Below are 20003 nucleotides of genomic sequence, written 5' to 3' on the forward strand. Positions count from 1 at the left end.
GGCCTTCACCAGCATCGCCTGCACCCTCATCTGCTACCGCAGACTCTCCAAATGAGATGGCCTCTAAGCTCGGGGGCATGCGCTACGACCTGGTTATCTTCGACAACGACGGCGTCCTCGTCGACAGTGAGCCCATCTCCAACCGGCTCCTGGCCGCCTACCTCACCGAGCTGGGGCACCCGACCACCTATGAGGACTCCATACGGGACTACATGGGATCCGCGATGCACAGGGTCCATGAGCTCGTCGAGGAGCGCACCGGGCAGCGGCTGCCCGACGACTTCGACGACGTCTTCCACGCCCGCGTGTTCGCCGCCTTCGAGCGCGAGTTGAAGCCCGTTGCCGGGGCGGCGGAAGTGCTGGAGCAGCTGGCGGCGGACGGGGTGCCGTACTGCGTGGCGTCCTCCGGGAGCCATGAGCGGATCCGGGTCGGGCATCGGACGACCGGGCTGGACCGGTGGTTCGACGAGTCGCGGGTCTTCAGTTCGCAGGACGTCGGGAGGGGGAAGCCGGCGCCGGATCTCTTCCTCTACGCGGCCGACCGGATGGGGGTCGCGCCGGGGCGGTGCGCGGTCGTGGAGGACAGCCCGCTCGGGGTGCGGGCGGCGATCGCGGCCGGGATGGACGTGTACGGGTTCACGGCCATGACGCCGGCCGAGCGGCTGCGGGGTGCCACTCAACTCTTCACCAGCCTGGGGCAGTTGACCGACCTGCTGGAATGACCGGAGGCAGGCGGCGGGGCTGACAGTTGTCATGCCGAGCTCCGGACGTTCGTTTCTACTGGGGGACCCCGCCCGGACGCGAAGCTGAGGGCATGACGAAGACGACGAACACCGGGTCCCAGAGCAAGCACCAGCCCGGCGTGCTGGAGAACCTCCGGCCGCTGATCGTGGACGTGGCCCTGCCTCTCGGGTCGTACTACTTCTTCAAGGGGGCCTTCGGGATGAGCACCTTCGCGGCGCTCGCCTGGAGCAGCGTGGTGCCGGCCGTGCGGACGGTCTGGAGCGTGGCGAGGGAACGCCGGGTCAACGGGCTGGCGGCGCTCATCCTGGTCGTGAACGTGGTCGGGCTGGCGCTCAGCTTCGTCTCCGGTGATCCGCGGCTCATGCTCGCCAAGGACGGCGCGGTCAGCAGCACCGTCGGGGTCGGGATCCTGGTCTCGGTGGCGCTGGGCCGGCCGATGATGACGGCCGGGCTGAAGCCCTTCCTGGTGAAGGGGGACGCGGGCCGGGAGGCCGCCTGGGAGCGGCTGGTGTCCGGGACCGCGGTCCGGTCGGCGGAGTTCCTGCGCAAGGAGCGGCTCTTCTCCGTGATCTGGGGGCTGGTGCTCCTCACGGAGTGCGTCGCCCGGGTCGTCGGCGCGTACACCATCCCCGTGGCCACCATGGTCTGGCTGAGCTCGCTCCTGCTGGTCGTCGCGATCAGCCTCGGGATGGTCGTCTGCGGTGGCGCGGCCGCCGAGCCGATGGCGTGCCTGATCACCGACGAGGTGAAGCGCCAGGAGGCCGCACGGGAGCGGCGGGAGCAGGAGCTTGCGGTCGCCGTCTGAGCGGCCGGAAAGTAAAGCTGAAGGAAATTCATCTTTGGCTGGATCTACCCACGAGTACGCCGGGGCCCTACGCTCGCCGCCATGACAGATGTGCTGCGGCGCGGTAGGGCCTCGCTGGCGTTCAGCTTCTTCACCCAGGGTGCCACCTTCGCGCTGCTGGTGACGCGTATCCCCGCGATCCAGGACCGGTACGGCGTCTCCGACGCACTGCTGCCGGTCTTTCTCGCCGCCGTGCCGATCCTGGCCGGCGTCGGCAGCGTCACCACCGAGCAGTTGGTGAAGCGCATACGGCCGAGCCTGCTGCTGCGCTGGTCCCAGCCCGTGGTGATGCTGGCGCTGCTCGGGGTCGGGGCCGGCGGGAACATGGCGGAACTGGCGGTGTCGCTGGCCGCGTTCGGGCTGGCGGTGGGGGCGCTGGACGCCTCGATGAACATGCTCGGGGTGAGTCTCCAGCGGACGTACGGGCGCAGCATCATGCTGAGCTTCCATGCCGTGTACAGCCTGGGCGGGATCCTCGGGGCCTCGCTGGCGTGGGTGGGGGCGCACTGGCATCTCGCGTTGTGGGTGTCGTATCTGCCGGTCGTCGCGGTGCTGCTGCCGGCCGCGCTGGTGGGCAGCCGGTGGTATGTGGACGGTGATCCCGCGCCGGTGGAGGACGGGGCGCAGGGGAGCGCGGGCGGTGTCGTCTTCAAGGTGCTGCTGCCGCTGTGTCTGGTGATGACCTTCGCCTACATCGGGGACTCGACCGTCTCCAACTGGAGTGCGAAGTACCTGAAGGACGTGCTGGGCAGCAGTGAGCAGCTCGCCACCGTGCCGTACAACGTGTACATGGTGACCACGCTGGTCGGGCGGGCCATCGGGGACTTCGGGGTACGGCGGTTCGGTGCCGTGCCCGTCGTACGGCTGGGGGCGCTGGTGGCGGCCGCCGGGTTCGCGGTGGTGGCGGCGGCGCCGGGGGCCTGGGTCGGCATGGCCGGGTTCACCCTGCTGGGGCTGGGGCTGTGTGTGCTGGTGCCGCAGACCTTCGCGGCGGCGGGGAGGCTGTTTCCGGGGGCTTCGGACGGAGCCATCGCTCGGCTGAACATCTTCAACTACGTCGGTTTTCTGATCGGTTCGCCGCTGGTGGGGGCGCTGGGCGACGCGTGGAGCTATCGCGGGGCGATGCTGGTGCCGATGGTTCTGGTGCTGGTGACGCTGGTGTACGCCCGTTCGTTCGCGACCAGGTCGGACCGATACGGTGGCGGGCATGAGCGGCCGCGCACAGCTGATGTGGGACGAGGCAGTAACGGGCTATGACTTCGGTCCGGGCCATCCGATGGATCCGGTCCGGCTGGCGTTGACCCGGAGTCTGGTCGGGGCCTTCGGGCTCGACCGGGCGGTGGACGTGGTCGCGGCGAAGCCGGCCGGGGAGTCGACGCTGCGGCTGGTGCACCGGGAGGACTACATCGAGGCCGTCAAGGCGGCCTCGGCGGATCCGGCGGCGGCCGACCCGTCGTACGGGCTGGGGACGGAGGACGATCCCGCCTTCGCCGGGATGCACGAGGTGTCCGCGCTGATCGCCGGGCAGTCGGTGGCGGCGGCTGAGGCGGTGTGGCGCGGGGACGTCGAGCACGCCGTGAACTTCGCGGGCGGGTTGCACCACGCGATGCCGGGGGCCGCGTCGGGGTTCTGTATCTACAACGACGCCTCGCTGGCGATCGCGCGATTGTTGGAGCTGGGTGCTGAGCGGGTCGCCTATGTGGATGTGGACGTGCACCACGGGGACGGGGTGCAGGCCGCGTTCTGGGAGGATCCGCGGGTTCTGACGATCTCGCTGCATGAGCATCCCCGTACGTTGTTCCCGCAGACCGGGTGGCCGGAGGAGGTCGGCGCCGGGGCGGGGGAGGGGGCCGCGGTGAACGTGGCGTTGCCGGCGGGGACCGGGGACGCGGGGTGGGTGCGGGCGTTTCACGCCGTCGTGCCGGAGCTGGTCGCCGACTTTCGGCCGCAGGTGCTGGTGACGCAGCACGGCGCCGACACGCATTTCGAGGATCCGCTGGCTCATCTGGCCGTGTCGCTGGACGCGCAGCGGGCGGTGCAGGTGGCGTGCCATGAGCTGGCGCACGGGTACGCCGGGGGGAAGTGGGTCGCGTTGGGGGGCGGGGGGTACGAGGTGGTGGATGTCGTGCCGCGGTCGTGGACGCATCTGGTGGGGGTGGCGGCGGGGCGGGAGGTTGCGCCTGAGGCGTTGGTGCCGGAGGGGTGGCGGCAGGAGGTGTTCGCTCGGACTCGGCAGTTGGGGCCTGGGCGGATGACGGATGGGCGGTGGCCGGTGGGGTGGGCGGGGTGGGAGGCCGGGTACGACCCAGCTGATCGCCTGGACCAGGCGGTGCTGGCTACGCGGCGAGCGGTGTTTCCGCTGCGCGGGTTGCTGGCGTAGGCCTCTCCCTCGCCCCCGCCGCCCCTACCCGTCCCGTCCTTCCAGGGGGTGGGCCCCCTTCGACCGCCCGCTCCGGGGGCTGCCGCCCCCGCACCCCCGCATCGGCCTTCGGCCTCGTCCTCAAACGCCGGACGGGCTGGAGGGGGGCGGGGTGCGGACCGGCTCTCGGCCGTCTGGGCCGGACGGGCTGGTGGGGGTTGGGGTTAGGCCGATTGTGCGGTGTTTGGGTGGTGTGGGGGTGGGGTGGGGGTGGAGGGCGTCAGGATTGTTGGGGTGTTGAGTGGTGGTGGGCTTCGGGGATATCTGGTGGCTGTCGGGCTGGCGGGGGTGGTGGGGACCTCGCGGGAGCGGAGTCTTCGTAGTTATCGGCTGTTCGCTGCTCGGGATCCTCGGGTGTTGATCGGGATCGATCCGCAAGGGGGGTGGGGGGAGGCGGAGTTGGTTCGGTTGATGGCTGCCAAGTGTGGGGTTTCGGACGATCCCCGGTGTGTTTCAGGGCATGATGTGATCGATCCCGGATTGACGGTCGCCGCGCTGGATGCCTTTGCCGAGCGGGTGGCGGCCGTAGCCCGGCGGCGGGCACCCGTGTTGTTCGGGACCGGGCATCCGCACCGGCTGATCGGGTTCTACGCCGGTCTCGCGGACGCCCTGTCGGCGGTGGGATGTGAGGTCCTCACCCCTGCGCAGGGTCGCTGTGTCGACATAACGACCCGGTTCGGCCTACGCACGTGCTCCCTCGAATACGTACGAGGAGTCGGGTTCGTGAGAGAAGTGGGCCGTGAGCGCCCCGGTTGTGCGCCGGGTGCGCATACGCATTCGCCGCTGCCGGTTCGGGTGGCGCTGGATGCGGCCGCGGCGGGCGGCGGGCCCTTGCCGGAGCTGGTGGTCGGAGACCATGGGTGGGTCTGCGGTGCAGGTCAGCTCGGGTTTGAGGCCATTGGTCTGGCGGATACGGATGACCCTGCGCTCTTCGTGGGGGAGGCCGAGGGGACGGTGTCCGTCGCCGTTCCGGTTGATGACGGCGTGCGGTCTGATTACTACACGCCGCTTACCCGCTACGTACTCAATCGAGCGTGTCTGTCACAGTAGGCCGCCGATGGGTGCACCTCTTCCCCACTCGCATCACCCGCCCCTACATTGGGGAGTGAGCACGCAACGACGAAGAGTCACCGGAAGGGGAAGCCGGTGGCCCGTCGAGTGCGGAAGGTTCAGGTGTGTCATGGCAGCTGGCGAGAGGCCTCTGAACGAGGTCGTGTTCCTGACCGTGGCGGAGGTCGCCGCGGTGATGCGAGTGTCGAAGATGACCGTGTACCGGCTGGTGCACAGCGGTCATCTGCCCGCGATCCGGGTGGGGCGGTCCTTCCGCGTCCCCGAGCAAGCGGTGCACGAGTACCTTCGCGAGAGCTATGTGGGGGTGGAGACCGCCTGACGACGGTTTCGGGATAGCCGGAGCACCTCGATTACGAGCTCAGCGCTCGGGCGGGTAGGCTAGCCCCTCGTAGGTCGTATGGGCCCATGATGCCCAGCACCGAGTGATGAGAAGTGAGCGAGGGTAGTCGTGGGCTCTGTTATCAAGAAGCGGCGCAAGCGGATGGCCAAGAAGAAGCACCGCAAGCTGCTCAAGCGCACGCGTGTTCAGCGCCGTAACAAGAAGTAATTACGGCGCCGAGCCGCGAGAGCTCGTGTGTGGCCCCCCACCAGTACGGTGGGGGGCCACTGCGTTTTCCGGCCGTTGCGGCTTGTCGTGGCCCGCCGGGGGTCATGCCTGCGCAACATCGACCCGCTAAGTTGGCCCGCATACGGGAACACGGAAGAAAGGCGCTGATCTTGGGGAAGGTCGTGCTCGTGACCGGGGTGGCCCGTCAACTCGGGGGCCGGTTCGTACGGCGGATCCAGCATGATCCCGAGGTGGACCGGGTGATCGCCGTGGACGCGGTCCTGCCGGAGCATCATCTGGGCGGGGCCGATTTCATCCAGACCGACATCCGGCAGCCGACGATCGCCCGCGTGCTGGCCGAGAGCGGCGCCGACACCGTCGTCCACATGGACGTGACCGGGACACCGCTCGGCAGCGGAAGCCGGGCCACCGTCAAAGAGACCAATGTCATCGGGACGATGCAACTGCTCGGTGCCTGCCAGAAGTCGCCGAACGTGAAGCGGCTGGTGATCAAGTCCAGTACGAACGTGTACGGCTCCGCACCGAAGGATCCTGCCGTCTTCACCGAGACCACCCCGCCGAAATCGCTGCCCAGTGGCGGGTTCGCGAAGGACACGGTGGAGGTGGAGGGATATGTGCGGGGGTTCGCCAGGAGGCGGCCCGACGTGGCGGTGTGCGTGCTGCGGTTCGCCAATATTCTCGGGCCCACCGCCGATACTCCGCTCGCCTCCTATTTCTCGCTGCCGGTGCTGCCCACCGTTCTCGGGTACGACCCGCGACTGCAGTTCGTGCACGAGGACGATGTGATCGAGGTGCTGCGGATCGCCTCGCACGAGCCGGCGCGGGGGACTCTCAACAGCGGCACGTTCAACGTCGCGGGCGACGGGGTGTTGTTGCTCTCGCAGTGCTCGCGGCGGCTGGGGCGGCCCACCGTGCCGTTGCTGCTGCCGGCGGTCACCTGGGCCGGGTCCCTGGTGCGGACGCTCGGCATGACCGACTTCTCGCCCGAGCAGATCCGGCTGCTGACGCACGGCCGGGTGGTGGACACGGTCCAGATGCGCGACACGCTGGGATTCCGGCCGCAGTACACGACCGCGGAGACCTTCGCGGACTTCGTGCGCGCCCAGGACCCGGGGCTGCTGCCGCCCCGGGCGGTGGCCGCGGCGGTCGACCGGATCGCCGCGCTGCCCGCCCTGAGCGGCGGGAGGACCCCGACGAAGACCCCGACCCAGAGCGCCAACTGAGGAGCGCAGCAACGATGGCGGACGCCAAGGTCATTCCGTTCGACGACGACCGGTCCCGCGGGGCTGCCGTGCAGCGGCCGGCCCGGCGCCGGGCCGCGGGGAGCCGGCGCAAGGGCGGTGGCGAGCAGGCGGCGGCGGTCCGGGAGCCCGCGGCGGCGCGGGAGCCCGCGGCGGGACGCGAGTCCGGCGTGGTCCGTGAGGTCCAGCCTCTCGCCGGGCGGATCCCCGCGCAGGAAGATGTGCATGTGACCCGGGAGAACCCTGAGACGGGCGTGACGCAGCCGCCGCACGACGAGGCCGGCCTGGAGCAGCGCGTCGCGCGCGGACTGGCGTTTCTGCGACGGCGGCTGACCGGGGACTACGAGGTCGACGACTTCGGGTACGACGAGGAGCTGACCGACCAGGTCCTGATGTCCCTGCTGCGGCCGGTGTACGAGAAATACTTCCGCGTCGACGTGAAGGGCATCGAGAACATCCCGGCCGAGGGCGGTGCGCTGATCGTCGCCAACCACTCCGGGACGCTGCCGCTGGACGGGCTGATGATGCAGGTCGCCGTGCACGACCGGCATCCGGCGAATCGTCACCTCAGGCTGCTCGCGGCGGATCTGGTCTTCGTGCTGCCGGTGGTGAACGAGCTGGCGCGGAAGCTGGGCCACACGCTCGCGTGCGCGGAGGACGCCGAACGGCTGCTGGGGCAGGGCGAGCTGGTGGGGGTGATGCCGGAGGGGTTCAAGGGCATCGGGAAGCCCTTCGGCGAGCGCTACAAGCTCCAGCGGTTCGGGCGGGGCGGGTTCGTGTCCACCGCGCTGCGGAAGGGGGTGCCGATCATTCCCTGCTCGATCGTGGGGGCGGAGGAGATCTATCCGATGATCGGCAACGCGAAGACGCTGGCTCGGGTGCTGGGGATCCCGTACTTCCCGCTGACGCCGACGTTTCCCTGGCTGGGGCCGCTGGGGGCGGTGCCGTTGCCGACGAAGTGGACGATCCAGTTCGGGGAGCCGATCCCTACGGACGGCTATCCGCCGGAGGCGGCCGAGGATCCGATGCTGATGTTCAACCTGACGGATCAGGTGCGGGAGCAGATCCAGCACACGCTGTACAAGTTGCTGGTGCAGCGGAGGTCGGTTTTTTTCTGAGTGGTGCGGTGGTGTCTTCGCTGCCGGCCGGTGGGGGCTGGTCGCGCAGTTCCCCGCGCCCCCAAGGCGGCGGCTTCGCCGCCTTGGGGGCGCGGGGGCGCTTCAGCTACTTGTGTCCTCGCTGTCGATGCCCAGCCCAGGCAGTAGACCCGGCAGGAGCGGGGGCAGGGTGACGTCCGGGGCGGTGGAGGCGCTCTTCGACGGGGACGGGGTGCTCGAACCGCTCTTCGGAGGGTCGAGGAGGCCGCCCGTGCTGCCGCCGATGAGGCCCTCGCCGGTGTTGCCGGAGGCCGAGCCGCTCGGGCTGCTGGTGCCGGAGTCATGGCCCGAGGCGGAGCTGCCGGAGGTGGACGGGGCCGTCGACCGGTGGCTGCCGGAGGAGCCGGTGGACGCCGTGCCGGAGCCCTGCCTGCCGGTGCCGCCGGTTTTCTGGGGCGGCTGCGGAAGCAGGGAGCGGAGCGGGGCGACCTCTTGGTCTATGGCCTCGAAGACCGACGACACCTGCTGACTGACGTCCCCGAGCTGGACCGGGAGCTTCTCGCGCAGGGCGCCCCAGGCCTCGCGGTGGGACTGGGCGAACGTGGACAGGGCCTGGATGGGGCCCAGTGAGTTCGGGTCGCGCTCGTACGCCTCGTGGAGCAGGCGGTGGCCCTCGGTGACGTCGTGCTGCATGCCGGACAGGGTGCGGCGGATCTCACCGATCGACTCGTGGTCGAGGTGGCCGCCCCGGTCCCGGTCCATCAGCCGGCGGGCCTCCATCAGCCGGGTCGAGGCCTGGTCGAGGTAGGTCTGACCGCGCTGGTCGTCGCCGTTGGACAGGTAGTTGAGCTTGAAGTCCTCGATGCCGCGTTTGAGGCCGTACAGCGAGTCGCCGGGCAGGGCGCCGGAGCTGGCGGCGGCTACCCCGCCGAAGGCTCCGGCGGCCACCCCGACGCTCAGCCCGCCCGCGGCGAGCCCCTTGGTGAGCCGGGAACGTGGTCGCAGCTTGCCCAGCGGGCCGGCCCGATGTGCGCCCTTGGAACGGGACGCACGCTGCTCGGGTACCGAAGCGTCCGCCGCCCTGCCCAGGGTGCCCTCCGCCAGCATGGCCTCCATCGCGGCCACCAGCTGGGCCCGCTGGACGACCTTGACCTCCGGGTCGAGCTCCGGCTTGGGCAGGGCGGCGAGCCCGGTCGCCAGGGCCAGCAGGTCGCCCTGGTCGGTCCGTTCGAGCCGGTCCGGGGCGGCCGGCGGATGGCCCGCCGGTTCCTCGGGCGGCTCGGTCGCCGGGTCCCGGTCGGGCTGTTCCTCCAGGGCCTGGGCGAAGGCGTTCGCCCGCCGGTGGGCCGATACGTTCGCGATCACTGGCGGCACCTCCTCTCGTCATGACGGTCGACTCCCCAGGGGGTCCTGAGGGTTGCACGCCCCCGACCAATCCACACGATCGTGTGATCGTGGGCTGGTCGGACGTGACCACAGGGAGCCTGTATCCCGCACAACGAGTGGCTCGGCACTTGGGTTACGGACGGCCGGGGATCGGCTGAGAATGGCAACACGCCTTCACGCAACGTGAGTTGAATGTCGCCCAGGGTGTCCGGCTCAGCGTGCGTCGTCCGGGAGGAGCCGGGCGAGGGTGCGCACGGCCCGGTACTGCAGGGTCTTGATGGCACCCTCGTTCTTGCCCATCACGCGGGCGGTCTCGGCGACCGAGAGGCCCTGGAGGAAGCGGAGCGTCACGCACTCCTGCTGCTGGGGGTTGAGGCGTCGTACGGCGTCCAGCAGGGCCGCGTTGGAGAGGGACTCCAGGACGGAGTCCTCCGGGGAGCGCTCGACCTCGTTGGCGTCGAGCATCTCGCCGGTGGTGACCTCCAGCCGGAAGCGGCTCGACTTGAAGTGGTCGGCGACCAGGTTGCGGGCGATGGTCACCAGCCAGGCGCCGAAGTCACGGCCCTGCCAGGTGAAGGTGCCGATCCTCCGCAGGGCGCGCAGGAACGTCTCACTGGTGAGGTCCTCGGCGGTCGCCCTGCCGCCGACGCGGTAGTAGATGTAGCGGTACACGGTGTCGCTGTACTGGTCGTAGAGGCGTCCGAAGGCGTCGGCCTCGCCGGCCTGGGCGCGCTCCACGAGGTCCATCATGCGGGCGCTGTCGCTGTCCGCGGCAGGGCGGCGGGCGGTGGTGGCGGCACCGGCGGTGCGGCCACGTCTGCCCACGCCGCGTCCGTCGCCGGACCGGCGGCCCTCGGCGACGGCGCTGCGCGCAGGCACCTGTTCCATGCCGTCGGCCAGTGCGTAGCACGGGCCGACGGGGGCGGTGGTGGCGAAGGCGGGGACGGCGTACGCGGTGGGGACTAGGCCGCGCAGCGTCTCTTTGACCGTCGCGACTGTTGCGCGCAGCGTAGCCAGGCCCGAGGCGTCAACCCCGACGTGTGGGTACACGGGACTCCCAGAGGCAGAGCTTCCATCACGTGCAGTACGGAACCTGTCACCCGTCGTAGCGACGGAGGGGAACCGGTTTGCGTCTGAGGAGAATAACGCTTCGTGCAGGCACTGCTACACCGAGTTGCTCAAATCGTCGATTGCGTCGCTTCTGTAACCGTTTGGCGGCGCCTCAAGGGCCCCAGAGTGATCGGTTGTTGAACGGAAACGTGCGAGTTTCGGCGATGTGCGGGGCGTGTTGGGATGACCGCGCGATAATTCCGGGCGCGTGGAGGCGGGGCCGGGGGTGAGGACGCTCACCGGCGCTTGCCGGGTGGGCGCAGCTGTGACGTGCCCCGTCAGGGGCGCGGGGAACTGCGCGATCAGCCCCCACCGGCCTGCGGCCGGTGGTCGGCCCGCGTCACTGCGGCGAAGCCCGGCCGGCGCCGGACTATCGACGCCGTCGGCTCAACGCGATCGCGGCCGCCGTGCCACCGGCCACCGCACCGACCCCGGCCGCCGCCGGGATGCCGACCTTCGCGGCCTTGCGCCCCGTGCGGTAGTCGCGCAGCCGCCAGTCCAGTTCGCGGGCGTGCTTGCGCAGCTTGGCGTCCGGGTTGATGGCATACGGGTGGCCGACCAGGGAGAGCATCGGGATGTCGTTGTGGGAGTCGCTGTAGGCCGCGCAGCGGGACAGGTCGAGGCCCTCGGCCGCCGCGAGGGCGCGTACCGCCTCGGCCTTCGCCGGGCCGTGCAGGGGCTCGCCGACCAGTTTGCCCGTGTAGACGCCGTCCACCGACTCGGCGACCGTGCCCAGCGCGCCGGTCAGCCCCAGCCGGCGGGCGATCACGCCGGCGATCTCCACCGGGGCCGCTGTGACGAGCCACACCTTCTGGCCCGCGTCCAGGTGGGCCTGGGCGAGGGCGCGGGTGCCGGGCCAGATGCGCTCGGCCATGTACTCGTCGTAGATCTCCTCGCCGATGGTCTGGAGCTCCGCGACCCGGTGGCCCTTGACGATGGACAGGGCGGAGTCCCGCGCCTCCTGCATGTGCTCGGGGTCCTCGACGCCGGCCAGCCGGAACCACGCCTGCTGCCAGGCGAACCTGGCGAGGTCGCGGGTCTCGAAGAACTTCCGTTTGTACAGGCCACGGCCGAAGTGGAAGATGGCGGCGCCCTGCATGACGGTGTTGTCCAGGTCGAAGAACGCGGCGGCCTTGTCGTCGCCGAGCACCGGGAACTCCGGCTCGGCGGCCTCGTCGAGGGGCGCCGACGCCTCCTGGTTCTTGCGCGCGGCCTCCGCCGAGGCCTCGCCTGCCAACACGCTCCGCGCCGTGGCGGAGCGCCTACGGGGAGTGAGCCATCCGAGAGCGGCCATGTCGTGAGCATAGCCAGTTTGTTCGGAGGTTCCGGAGTCACGGGAGTTGGATGGGTGTGAACTCTCCGCGACCAGGTTGTTAAGCAAAGCGAAGAAGCCGTGCAGAAGGCGGCGGACATGCCCTGCCAGGGGCGGGACAATGGACGTCATGAGTCCCCTCTTCGGCCGGAAGGCGCCCGCGCCGGGTGCGCGATCGGTCACCCTCATCCGTAAGCCCGGCTGTCATCTGTGTGATGACGCACAGGTCGTGGTCGAGAAGGTGTGCGGTGATCTCGGAGTCCCCTGGGAGCAGAAGGACATCACCCAGGATGCGCAACTGCACGATCTGTACTGGGAACAGATCCCGGTGGTTCTCGTCGACGGTGAACAGCACACCTTCTGGCGCGTGAACGAGGAACGGCTCCGCAAGGCACTGACCGACTAGTCCAAACCGGCTGCGAAGTCGCTTAGGATCGACGGCGGCTTGGTCTCGGGGGCGGGATTCGTAAGGAGTGTGTGCGATTTTGCCCCCATCGGAGAGGGAGCGCGGGCGCTTGCGCACCGGTTCCGGACGGCTGCGCCGGGGGCGCGTGACCCCGGTCACGTTGGCCGGGCAAATCGGACACCATCTTTGTGCACGCGTTCACAAAGACATAGCCTGCTGTCGACGGGGCGGTCTGGGTACGTGTGACCGTCCGCAGCCCCGCTCAACCCGTTGGAGCACCGTGGCAACTGGCCGAACTCACCGACCGGCGACCCGCAGCCGAGGTATCCCCGAGGCCACCGTCGCCCGGCTTCCGCTGTACCTCCGCGCTCTGACCGCACTGTCGGAGCGCTCGGTCCCCACGGTCTCCTCCGAGGAGCTGGCCGCGGCCGCGGGGGTCAACTCCGCGAAGCTGCGCAAGGACTTCTCGTACCTGGGTTCGTACGGAACGCGCGGTGTCGGCTACGACGTCGAGTACCTCGTCTACCAGATCTCCCGTGAACTGGGCCTGACCCAGGACTGGCCGGTCGTGATCGTCGGTATCGGAAACCTGGGCGCCGCGCTCGCCAACTACGGCGGGTTCGCCTCCCGGGGCTTCCGGGTCGCGGCGCTCATCGACGCCGATCCGGCGATGACCGGGCGCCAGGTCGCCGGGATCGCCGTGCAGCACAGCGACGACCTGGAGAAGATCATCTCCGACAACGGCGTCTCCATCGGCGTGATCACCACCCCGCCGGGCGTCGCCCAGCAGGTCTGCGACCGGCTGGTGGCCGCCGGGGTCACCTCCATCCTGAACTTCGCGCCGACCGTGCTGTCCGTCCCGGACGGCGTCGACGTGCGCAAGGTCGACCTCTCCATCGAGCTCCAGATCCTCGCCTTCCACGAGCAGCGCAAGGCCGGCGAGGAGCACGAGGGCACGGCCCCGCCCGTCGCCGCGCACCAGGACTCCAGCGAGCAGGGGCCCGACGGGGACGTACCCGCCGTGATGCCGGCATGAGTCTCCTCGTCGTCGGGCTGAGCCACCGCAGCGCCCCGGTCAGCGTCCTGGAAAGGGCCGCACTCAGCACGGACGCCCAGGTCAAGCTGGTCCAGGACACGGTCGCCGCCGAGCCGGCCACCGAGGCCGCGGTACTCGCCACCTGCAACCGCATCGAGCTCTACGCCGACGTGGACAAGTTCCACGCCGGGGTCGCCGAGCTGTCCACGCTGCTCGCCCAGCACAGCGGGGTGGGGCTGGACGAGCTCACCCCCTATCTCTACGTGCACTACGAGGACCGGGCCGTCCACCACCTGTTCTCGGTGGCCTGCGGGCTCGACTCGATGGTCGTCGGCGAGGGGCAGATCCTCGCGCAGCTCAAGGACGCCCTCGCCCGCGCGCAGGAGCTGCACAGCGCCGGCCGGCTGATGAACGACCTGTTCCAGCAGGGCCTGCGGGTCGGCAAGCGCGCCCACTCCGAGACCGGGATCGACCGGGCCGGACAGTCCCTGGTCACCTTCGGGCTGGAACAGCTGACCGCCGGTGGCGATGTCCAGGCCTGGGCCGAGGGGAAGAAGGCGCTGGTCATTGGCGCCGGATCGATGTCCTCGCTGGCCGCCGCGACGCTGGCGCGGGCGGGGGTCGCGGAGATCGTCGTCGCCAACCGCACGTACGACCGTGCGGAGCGGCTCGCCCAGATCATCACCGAGAACGACGACACGGACGTGGCGGCCCGCGCGGTACCGATGGATGCGGTGCCGGGCGAGCTGACACGTGCCGACGTCGTGGTGTCCTGCACCGGGGCGACCGGGCTGGTCCTCGGTGCCGACGCGGTCGCGGCCGCGGTCGAGGGGCGCGTCGGCGAACCCGTCGCCGGGATCGAGGACGACCGTCCCGCGCAGCTCGTGCCGAGGCCGGCCACCGGTCCCGGCACCGACGAGAACTGCCCGCTCGACCTCACCGCCGAGCAGAGCGGCTTCTCCGTGATGGGGGAGGCCGCCGTCGCCGGGATGGCCGCCGCCGAGCTGGAACAGCACGCGGCCTGGGTGGACAACGGGACCGTCGACATCCGGGAGACCGGCCGTCGTACCCCCGAGGCGGCGGCCGAGGCCGAGGCCGAGCTGATCGGGGCGCTGGCCGCGGCCGCCGCCCGGGGCGGCCGGATCCCGGAGCGGCGCAGACCGGAGCCGGTCGCCGGATTCGCCCGGCCCGCCCCCGCGCTCTTCCTCCTCGACCTCGCCATGCCCCGTGACATCGACGCGGCCGCGCACCGGCTGGCCGGGGTGCGGCTGGTGGACATCGAGTCGCTGGCGGAGGCGTCCGCGGACGCCCCGATGGCGGCCGACGTGGACCAGGTGCGCCGGATCGTCTCGGACGAGGTGGCCGCCTTCGGCGCGGCCCAGCGGGCGGCGCACATCACGCCCACCGTGGTGGCCCTGCGCACGATGGCCGCCGATGTCGTCGCGGGTGAGATCGCCCGGCTCGACGGACGCCTGCCCGGCCTGGACGAACGCCAGCGCGGGGAGATCCGGCAGGCCGTCCACCGGGTCGTCGACAAGCTGCTGCACGCGCCGACCGTACGGGTCAAGCAGTTGGCGGCCGAGCCCGGCGGCGCCGGGTACGCGGACGCGCTGCGGACCCTGTTCGACCTCGACCCGGAGACGGTTGCCGCCGTCTCCCGGGCCGTGGACAGCACAGACAAGAAGGACCGACCGGCATGAGTGACAATCCACTGAGACTGGGGACCAGGCGATCCAGACTCGCCCTGGCCCAGTCCGGGCAGGTGGCGGAAGCCGTGAGCCGGGTGACCGGGCGGCCCGTCGAGCTGGTGGAGATCACCACCTACGGCGACACCTCCCGCGAGCACCTCGCACAGATAGGCGGCACGGGTGTCTTCGTGACCGCCCTGCGGGACGCGCTGCTGCGCGGCGAGGTCGACTTCGCGGTTCACTCGCTGAAGGACCTCCCGACCACCCAGCCCGCCGACCTGGTGCTGGCCGCCGTACCGGTGCGCGAGGACCCGCGGGACGTGGTCGTCGCCCGGGACGCGCTGAAGTTCACCGACCTGCCGCGCGGGGCGCGCATCGGCACCGGTTCGCCGCGCCGGACCGCGCAGCTGAACGCGTACGCACGCGCGCACGGCCTGGACATCGAGACCGTGCCGATCCGGGGGAACGTCGACACCCGGATCGGATACGTGCACGACGGCGAGCTCGATGCCGTGGTGCTGGCCGCGGCCGGCCTGAGCCGCATCGGCCGCATCGACGAGGTGACCGACTTCCTGTCGGTCGACACGGTTCTGCCCGCCCCCGGCCAGGGGGCACTGGCGATCGAGTGCGCCGCACACCACGCGGAGCTCGTCGCCCTGCTCGGGGAACTCGACGACCCGTTCACGCGGGTCGCCGTGACCGCCGAGCGTTCACTGCTCGCCGCCCTGGAAGCCGGCTGCTCCGCCCCTGTGGGCGCGCTGGCCGACTTGCTGGCCGACGGGCAGATTGTCAAGGAAATGCGCCTGCGGGGAGTTGTCGGCACGACCGACGGCACCCGGATGGTGCAGATGTCCACCACCGGTCCCGTGCCCGAGACATACGACCAGGCGACGGCGCTCGGTCGCGAACTCGCCGCCGAGATGCTTGCCCAGGGCGCGGCCGGTCTGATGGGGGAGCGAGCACAGTGAGCCCCACCAACCTTCCCGCCGGCCTCGATCACGGGCACGTCACCTTCCTGGGTGCCGGACCCGGGGATCCGGGACTGCTGACCTTGCGTGCCGTGGAGGCACTGTCCAGCGCGGACGTCCTGGTCGCCGAGCACGAGGTGCTCGACGTGATCAGGGCCCACGCCAGGCAGGGCGTCTCCGTCGTGCCCACGTATCCGGATCCGTCGTCGGACCCGTATCAGGGCACAGGCACGCCTCAACTCACGGTTGTTGACGGCGCGTCAACGACCGCTTCCCTCCCGCCCGTGCGGGATGCGGCTCATCTTGTCATGGAGGCCGCGCGGGGTGGCAGGCGGGTCGTCCGTGCGGTGTCCGGGGACCCGGGACTTGATACGTACGCGACCGAGGAAATGCTCGCCTGCGTCGCCGCGGGTGTGCCCTTCGAGGTCGTGCCGGGTGTCGCGGCCGCGGTCGGGGTGCCGGCGTACGCCGGTGTCCCGCTGCGGGACGCGCAGGGTACGGACGTCCGCTTCGTGGACGCCCGTACCGCCTCGGACCGCTGCTGGACCGAGGTCGGCGCCTCCGACGGCACGGTCGTCGTGTCGACGACGCTCGACTCGGTGGCCGGGGCCGCCGGTGAGCTGGTCGCCGCCGGCCGCAAGCCGGACACCCCGCTGACGGTCACCGTCGCCGGTACGACGACCCGGCAGCGGACCTGGACCGCCACCCTCGGCACCATCGCGCAGACGCTGAAGCACGCGAAGGTGCTGCCCTCGCCGGACGGCGGCCGACCGGTGATAGCCGTGGTCGGTGAGCGGTCCGCCGCCGCCCAGCGCGACCAGTTGTCGTGGTTCGAGTCCAAGCCGCTGTTCGGCTGGAAGGTGCTCGTGCCGCGTACGAAGGAGCAGGCGGCGACCCTCTCCGACCAGCTGCGGTCGTACGGGGCCGTGCCGCACGAGGTGCCGACGATCGCCGTCGAGCCGCCGCGCACGCCCCAGCAGATGGAGCGGGCCGTGAAGGGGCTCGTCACCGGCCGGTACGAGTGGATCGCCTTCACCTCGGTCAACGCCGTCAAGGCGGTCCGGGAGAAGTTCGAGGAGTACGGCCTCGACGCGCGCGCCTTCGCGGGCATCAAGGTCGCGGCGGTCGGCGAGCAGACCGCGAAGGCGCTGGTCGCCTTCGGCGTCAAGCCGGACCTGGTGCCGAGCGGCGAGCAGTCGGCCGCGGGTCTGCTGGAGGACTGGCCGCCCTACGACCCGGTCTTCGACCCGATCGACCGCGTCTTCCTGCCGCGTGCCGACATCGCCACGGAGACCCTGGTCGCCGGGCTGATCGAGCTGGGCTGGGAGGTGGACGACGTCACGGCCTACCGGACCGTGCGCGCGTCGCCGCCGCCGGCCGAGACCCGGGAGGCGATCAAGGGCGGCGGATTCGACGCCGTTCTCTTCACCTCGTCGTCCACCGTGCGGAACCTGGTGGGTATCGCCGGGAAGCCGCACAACGTGACGGTGATCGCCTGTATCGGCCCCGCCACGGCCAAGACGGCCGAGGAGCACGGGCTGCGGGTGGACGTGATGGCTCCGGAGCCGTCCGCGGGCAAACTGGCGGAGGCGCTGGCCGAGTTCGGCCTGCGCAGGCGCGCGAGCGCGCTGGAGGCCGGGGACCCGGTGACCCGGCCGAGCGAGCGGCGCCCGGGGGCGCGGCGGCGGCGTACGACCTGAGTGAGGTGCGGCGGGGTGTCCTGGACCGGGACACCCCGCCGCCCTGTTTCCCGGCGCACCCGCCCGCGTCGGCCGGATGTGGTTCGCTGCTGGGGTGACTGTGGACCTGGAGATCGTTGCGTTCGAATCCACCGAGGCGTTCGAGGCATGGCTCGGCGAGAACCACGCCGTCTCGCCCGGCATCTGGCTCAGGCTTCGGAAGAAGGGCCCCGGAATCGTCGCGCTGGACTACGCCCAGGCGCTCGACGTGGCGCTCTGCTACGGCTGGATCGACAGCCAGAAGGCCAGGCTCGACGACCAGTGGTGGCTCCAGCGGTTCACCCCGCGCAAGCCGAGCAGCAGGTGGTCCAAGGTCAACCGGGCCAAGGTGGCCGCATTGACGGAGCAGGGCCGGATGCGTCCACAAGGACAGGCCGAGGTCGACCGCGCCAAGGCGGACGGCCGCTGGGAGGCGGCCTACGACGGCACGAGGACAGCCACGGCACCTGACGATCTCGTGGCGGCCCTGGCAGCCCTCCCGGCCGCGGCGGAGTTCTTCGAGACGTTGGACAGGCAGAACCGCTACGCGATCCTGTACCGGATCCAGGACGCGAAGAGGGCCGAGACCCGGGCGCGCCGGATAGAGAAGTACGTGGCGATGCTGGCGAAGGGCGAGAAGCTGCATCCGTAGTCACGGAGCGGCCTCGTTCACGGTCGGCGGATCTGTGTCACGGGGCCTCGGCCCGGCCCTGGGCGTACCGGTGCCCCGGGCTCCCGCCGAGGCGCCTACGCGGTGTCCTGGGCCAGGATCTTCTTCAGGTCGTCGACGACCGTGGGGATCTCGCGGTCGAAGGCCAGGCCGTCCACACCCTCGTCGGTGACCACGGCCAGCAGGGCGCGGTTGCCCACCGCCGTCACTATGACGTGGCCCGCGCTGCACTGGGCGGTCAGCTGGCGGAGCGTGCCGGTGGTGGCCTGGTCGGCCAGGCGGTGGCCGAGGGAGATGGCGGCGGCGGCCAGGGCGGCCATGGACTCGGGGTGGGTCTTGTCGGCGTCGGCGGCCACCACCAGGCCGTCGACGGTGGCCAGGACGGTCTCGGAGACGCCCATCACCCGGTCGCGCAATGAGACGAGGATGTCCTGCACGGGATCGTTCATGGTGGCCTCTTCCTGTGCTGTCGTGCTCGGCGGTGCGGAGGCGATCGGCCTCCCCGGGGCTAGGGCTTGCGGCGGGGGAGTGGGGTCGCTGAGGGCTGCGGTGTTGCCGTGGAGGCAGAGAGCGGGGTGCGCGGGGCCGTGCTGGGGCGGCCGGCGAGGGTGACGGACGGGGACTGGAGGAGGCCCAGGGCCAGCAGGTCGCGTAGGTCCAGCATCACGGCGAACAGGCCGCGGCCCAGGGTGAACGCGATGTCCCGGGGCGTCCTGCGGCCGTCGGCGGCGGTCAGGAGGGTCCGGTGGCGGGGCGAGAGCCGGGCGGTCCGCTGCGGGTCGCGGGCGGCCGGGGCCGGATCCGGGCGGTCGCGGGCGAAGCGGGCGGTGGCGCCGCGCTCGTTCGACAACAGGCGGATACGGCGGGTGTTCTCGGTGACCAGACGGTCGGGCGGTATGGCGGCGCCGGTGTCCAGCAGCGGGCGGGGAGCGGTCATCTCCCAGCCGTCCGGGCTGGTCAGGGCCAGCGCGAAGGCCGCGTCGAAGAGTGCGGCCTGGCCGATGACCTCGAGTTCCCTGGCGCCCAGCAGACCCTGGGCGACCAGTTCCAGGCCCAGCCGGGCCGGGTCGGTGCCGGTGGCGCGGGCGGCCGTCCAGTCGTCCTCGGTGATCCGGTGCGACTTGAGGAGGAGGACCTCGACGCCGGGGGCGCCGGGGGTCTCCATGCCGACGACCATGCCGTCGCGGACATGGATGACACCGCCCGGGGTGCCGGAGACCAGTACGGCGCCGGAGCGCTTCTCGGCGTGCAGGGCGGCCAGCAGGGCCGGGATGTTGCGGGCGGCCGGTGTCTCCTGGCTCATGAGAGCAGTCGGTCCGTGTGCTCGGCCAGGTCGCGCAGCGCCCACGTGATGTTCGTGCGGTCCCGGTCCACCAGGGCGAACAGCAGGAGCGGATCGCCCTGCCGGTCGACACGTGTCGTCACGTGGTGGTGGGCGGCGGTGGTGACGACGATGCTCTCCAACTCTCCCGTGAACCCGGCCCGGTTGAGGTGCATGACCGCCAGGTGGGCGATCTCCTGGGCGTCCTGTGCCGGTTCCGGTGCGCCGTACTCGGCATAGGAGAGGCCCGTCACGCCGTCCAGCAGAGCGGCGGCGGTGACGCCGGACGTTTTTCCGACAGTGCTCAGCACGGTGTCGAGCAAAGCCATGAGTTCCCCCTCCTGACCCCTCGGTCGCACAGTACTTTATTGCCAAGTGTTGCAACACTGGCCAAAGATGAGACT

Annotated in this window: 21 protein-coding genes; 15 read left to right on the forward strand and 6 right to left on the reverse strand. The window is 70.8% G+C overall.

Annotation, left to right across the window (positions count from 1 at the left end; genetic code table 11):
- The first annotated feature begins 77 nt into the window (after nucleotides 1-77).
- The 9 genes from IEZ11_RS31460 to IEZ11_RS31500 all read left to right on the forward strand — a co-directional run bounded on the left by IEZ11_RS31460 (nucleotide 78) and on the right by IEZ11_RS31500 (nucleotide 8005).
- Nucleotides 78-722, forward strand: a complete 645-nt coding sequence (locus IEZ11_RS31460) for an HAD family hydrolase (RefSeq protein WP_189266338.1) — start codon at nucleotides 78-80, stop codon at nucleotides 720-722.
- A 92-nt stretch (nucleotides 723-814) separates the two neighbouring features.
- The gene (locus IEZ11_RS31465) at nucleotides 815-1549 is read left to right on the forward strand and encodes a VC0807 family protein (protein WP_189266339.1); all 735 of its coding nucleotides are present in this window, start codon (nucleotides 815-817) and stop codon (nucleotides 1547-1549) included.
- An 81-nt stretch (nucleotides 1550-1630) separates the two neighbouring features.
- A complete protein-coding gene (locus IEZ11_RS31470) occupies nucleotides 1631-2845 on the forward strand; it encodes an MFS transporter (RefSeq protein ID WP_189266340.1) in 1215 nt (404 codons plus the stop codon).
- Entirely contained in the window at nucleotides 2796-3968 is a 1173-nt protein-coding gene (locus IEZ11_RS31475; protein WP_189266341.1) for an acetoin utilization protein AcuC, read from the forward strand. The genes IEZ11_RS31470 and IEZ11_RS31475 overlap by 50 nt, the downstream gene beginning before the upstream one ends.
- A gap of 273 nt (nucleotides 3969-4241) precedes the next feature.
- On the forward strand, nucleotides 4242-5057 hold the full coding sequence (locus IEZ11_RS31480; RefSeq protein ID WP_189266517.1) for a phosphatase: 816 nt from the start codon (nucleotides 4242-4244) through the stop codon (nucleotides 5055-5057).
- Nucleotides 5058-5187: 130 nt separating this feature from the next.
- On the forward strand, nucleotides 5188-5397 hold the full coding sequence (locus tag IEZ11_RS31485) for a helix-turn-helix domain-containing protein (protein WP_067299677.1): 210 nt from the start codon (nucleotides 5188-5190) through the stop codon (nucleotides 5395-5397).
- 129 nt (nucleotides 5398-5526) lie between these two features.
- The gene (locus IEZ11_RS31490) at nucleotides 5527-5625 is read left to right on the forward strand and encodes a 30S ribosomal protein bS22 (RefSeq protein ID WP_003948845.1); all 99 of its coding nucleotides are present in this window, start codon (nucleotides 5527-5529) and stop codon (nucleotides 5623-5625) included.
- Nucleotides 5626-5795: 170 nt separating this feature from the next.
- A complete protein-coding gene (locus IEZ11_RS31495; RefSeq protein ID WP_189266342.1) occupies nucleotides 5796-6869 on the forward strand; it encodes an NAD-dependent epimerase/dehydratase family protein in 1074 nt (357 codons plus the stop codon).
- Between the two features lie 14 nt (nucleotides 6870-6883).
- The gene (locus IEZ11_RS31500; protein ID WP_189266343.1) at nucleotides 6884-8005 is read left to right on the forward strand and encodes a lysophospholipid acyltransferase family protein; all 1122 of its coding nucleotides are present in this window, start codon (nucleotides 6884-6886) and stop codon (nucleotides 8003-8005) included.
- Nucleotides 8006-8107: 102 nt separating this feature from the next.
- Here IEZ11_RS31500 and IEZ11_RS31505 read toward each other — a convergent pair whose 3' ends face one another.
- The 3 genes from IEZ11_RS31505 to IEZ11_RS31515 all read right to left on the reverse strand — a co-directional run bounded on the left by IEZ11_RS31505 (nucleotide 8108) and on the right by IEZ11_RS31515 (nucleotide 11774).
- Nucleotides 8108-9349, reverse strand: coding sequence for a DUF5667 domain-containing protein (locus IEZ11_RS31505; RefSeq protein ID WP_189266344.1), 1242 nt, complete (start codon nucleotides 9347-9349; stop codon nucleotides 8108-8110).
- Between the two features lie 234 nt (nucleotides 9350-9583).
- Nucleotides 9584-10420 carry an ECF subfamily RNA polymerase sigma factor, BldN family gene (locus IEZ11_RS31510; protein ID WP_189266345.1) on the reverse strand — a complete coding sequence of 279 codons (837 nt, stop codon included), beginning with the start codon at nucleotides 10418-10420 and terminating at the stop codon, nucleotides 9584-9586.
- Between the two features lie 430 nt (nucleotides 10421-10850).
- Complete coding sequence (locus IEZ11_RS31515) at nucleotides 10851-11774, reverse strand: HAD family hydrolase (RefSeq protein ID WP_189266346.1); 924 nt, start codon at nucleotides 11772-11774, stop codon at nucleotides 10851-10853.
- Nucleotides 11775-11922: 148 nt separating this feature from the next.
- On the opposite strand from IEZ11_RS31515, the gene IEZ11_RS31520 reads away from it, so the two are divergent.
- The 6 genes from IEZ11_RS31520 (at nucleotide 11923) to IEZ11_RS31545 (ending at nucleotide 18260) form a co-directional block, all read left to right on the forward strand.
- Nucleotides 11923-12198, forward strand: a complete 276-nt coding sequence (locus tag IEZ11_RS31520) for a glutaredoxin family protein (protein WP_189266347.1) — start codon at nucleotides 11923-11925, stop codon at nucleotides 12196-12198.
- Nucleotides 12199-12478: 280 nt separating this feature from the next.
- Nucleotides 12479-13234 (forward strand): redox-sensing transcriptional repressor Rex, encoded by a 756-nt coding sequence (locus tag IEZ11_RS31525; protein ID WP_189266348.1) that lies wholly within the window; start codon nucleotides 12479-12481, stop codon nucleotides 13232-13234.
- Nucleotides 13231-14934, forward strand: coding sequence for a glutamyl-tRNA reductase (locus IEZ11_RS31530; protein WP_189266349.1), 1704 nt, complete (start codon nucleotides 13231-13233; stop codon nucleotides 14932-14934). Before IEZ11_RS31525 ends, IEZ11_RS31530 begins: the two co-directional genes overlap by 4 nt.
- Nucleotides 14931-15890 carry a hydroxymethylbilane synthase gene (gene hemC, locus IEZ11_RS31535; RefSeq protein WP_189266350.1) on the forward strand — a complete coding sequence of 320 codons (960 nt, stop codon included), beginning with the start codon at nucleotides 14931-14933 and terminating at the stop codon, nucleotides 15888-15890. Before IEZ11_RS31530 ends, hemC begins: the two co-directional genes overlap by 4 nt.
- A complete protein-coding gene (locus tag IEZ11_RS31540; RefSeq protein WP_189266351.1) occupies nucleotides 15887-17590 on the forward strand; it encodes a bifunctional uroporphyrinogen-III C-methyltransferase/uroporphyrinogen-III synthase in 1704 nt (567 codons plus the stop codon). The genes hemC and IEZ11_RS31540 overlap by 4 nt, the downstream gene beginning before the upstream one ends.
- Before the next feature lie 76 nt (nucleotides 17591-17666).
- Complete coding sequence (locus tag IEZ11_RS31545; RefSeq protein WP_189266352.1) at nucleotides 17667-18260, forward strand: YdeI/OmpD-associated family protein; 594 nt, start codon at nucleotides 17667-17669, stop codon at nucleotides 18258-18260.
- 95 nt (nucleotides 18261-18355) lie between these two features.
- Here the strand turns inward: IEZ11_RS31545 and IEZ11_RS31550 are convergent, their stop codons facing one another.
- Genes IEZ11_RS31550 through IEZ11_RS31560 form a run of 3 tightly spaced genes read right to left on the reverse strand, consistent with a single transcriptional unit; the run spans nucleotide 18356 to nucleotide 19928 of the window.
- Nucleotides 18356-18727, reverse strand: a complete 372-nt coding sequence (locus IEZ11_RS31550; protein ID WP_189266353.1) for a roadblock/LC7 domain-containing protein — start codon at nucleotides 18725-18727, stop codon at nucleotides 18356-18358.
- A gap of 59 nt (nucleotides 18728-18786) precedes the next feature.
- Nucleotides 18787-19581 (reverse strand): DUF4388 domain-containing protein, encoded by a 795-nt coding sequence (locus IEZ11_RS31555; protein ID WP_189266354.1) that lies wholly within the window; start codon nucleotides 19579-19581, stop codon nucleotides 18787-18789.
- On the reverse strand, nucleotides 19578-19928 hold the full coding sequence (locus IEZ11_RS31560; protein ID WP_189266355.1) for a hypothetical protein: 351 nt from the start codon (nucleotides 19926-19928) through the stop codon (nucleotides 19578-19580). The genes IEZ11_RS31555 and IEZ11_RS31560 overlap by 4 nt, the downstream gene beginning before the upstream one ends.
- Nucleotides 19929-20003: the final 75 nt, after the last annotated feature.

The organism is Streptomyces fuscichromogenes (assembly GCF_014645815.1).
Taxonomy (GTDB): domain Bacteria; phylum Actinomycetota; class Actinomycetes; order Streptomycetales; family Streptomycetaceae; genus Streptomyces; species Streptomyces fuscichromogenes.

Excerpts from the sequence above, each read along its gene's own strand:
- IEZ11_RS31460 (WP_189266338.1), top strand. The coding sequence starts at position 78 with ATGCGCTACGACCTGGTTATCTTCGACAACGACGGCGTCCTCGTCGAC.
- IEZ11_RS31465 (WP_189266339.1), top strand. The coding sequence starts at position 815 with ATGACGAAGACGACGAACACCGGGTCCCAGAGCAAGCACCAGCCCGGC.
- IEZ11_RS31470 (WP_189266340.1), top strand. The coding sequence starts at position 1,631 with ATGACAGATGTGCTGCGGCGCGGTAGGGCCTCGCTGGCGTTCAGCTTC.
- IEZ11_RS31475 (WP_189266341.1), top strand. The coding sequence starts at position 2,796 with ATGAGCGGCCGCGCACAGCTGATGTGGGACGAGGCAGTAACGGGCTAT.
- IEZ11_RS31485 (WP_067299677.1), top strand. The coding sequence starts at position 5,188 with ATGGCAGCTGGCGAGAGGCCTCTGAACGAGGTCGTGTTCCTGACCGTG.
- IEZ11_RS31500 (WP_189266343.1), top strand. The coding sequence starts at position 6,884 with ATGGCGGACGCCAAGGTCATTCCGTTCGACGACGACCGGTCCCGCGGG.
- IEZ11_RS31515 (WP_189266346.1), bottom strand. The coding sequence starts at position 11,774 with ATGGCCGCTCTCGGATGGCTCACTCCCCGTAGGCGCTCCGCCACGGCG.
- IEZ11_RS31520 (WP_189266347.1), top strand. The coding sequence starts at position 11,923 with ATGAGTCCCCTCTTCGGCCGGAAGGCGCCCGCGCCGGGTGCGCGATCG.
- IEZ11_RS31530 (WP_189266349.1), top strand. The coding sequence starts at position 13,231 with ATGAGTCTCCTCGTCGTCGGGCTGAGCCACCGCAGCGCCCCGGTCAGC.
- hemC (WP_189266350.1), top strand. The coding sequence starts at position 14,931 with ATGAGTGACAATCCACTGAGACTGGGGACCAGGCGATCCAGACTCGCC.
- IEZ11_RS31545 (WP_189266352.1), top strand. The coding sequence starts at position 17,667 with ATGTGGTTCGCTGCTGGGGTGACTGTGGACCTGGAGATCGTTGCGTTC.
- IEZ11_RS31550 (WP_189266353.1), bottom strand. The coding sequence starts at position 18,727 with ATGAACGATCCCGTGCAGGACATCCTCGTCTCATTGCGCGACCGGGTG.
- IEZ11_RS31555 (WP_189266354.1), bottom strand. The coding sequence starts at position 19,581 with ATGAGCCAGGAGACACCGGCCGCCCGCAACATCCCGGCCCTGCTGGCC.
- IEZ11_RS31560 (WP_189266355.1), bottom strand. The coding sequence starts at position 19,928 with ATGGCTTTGCTCGACACCGTGCTGAGCACTGTCGGAAAAACGTCCGGC.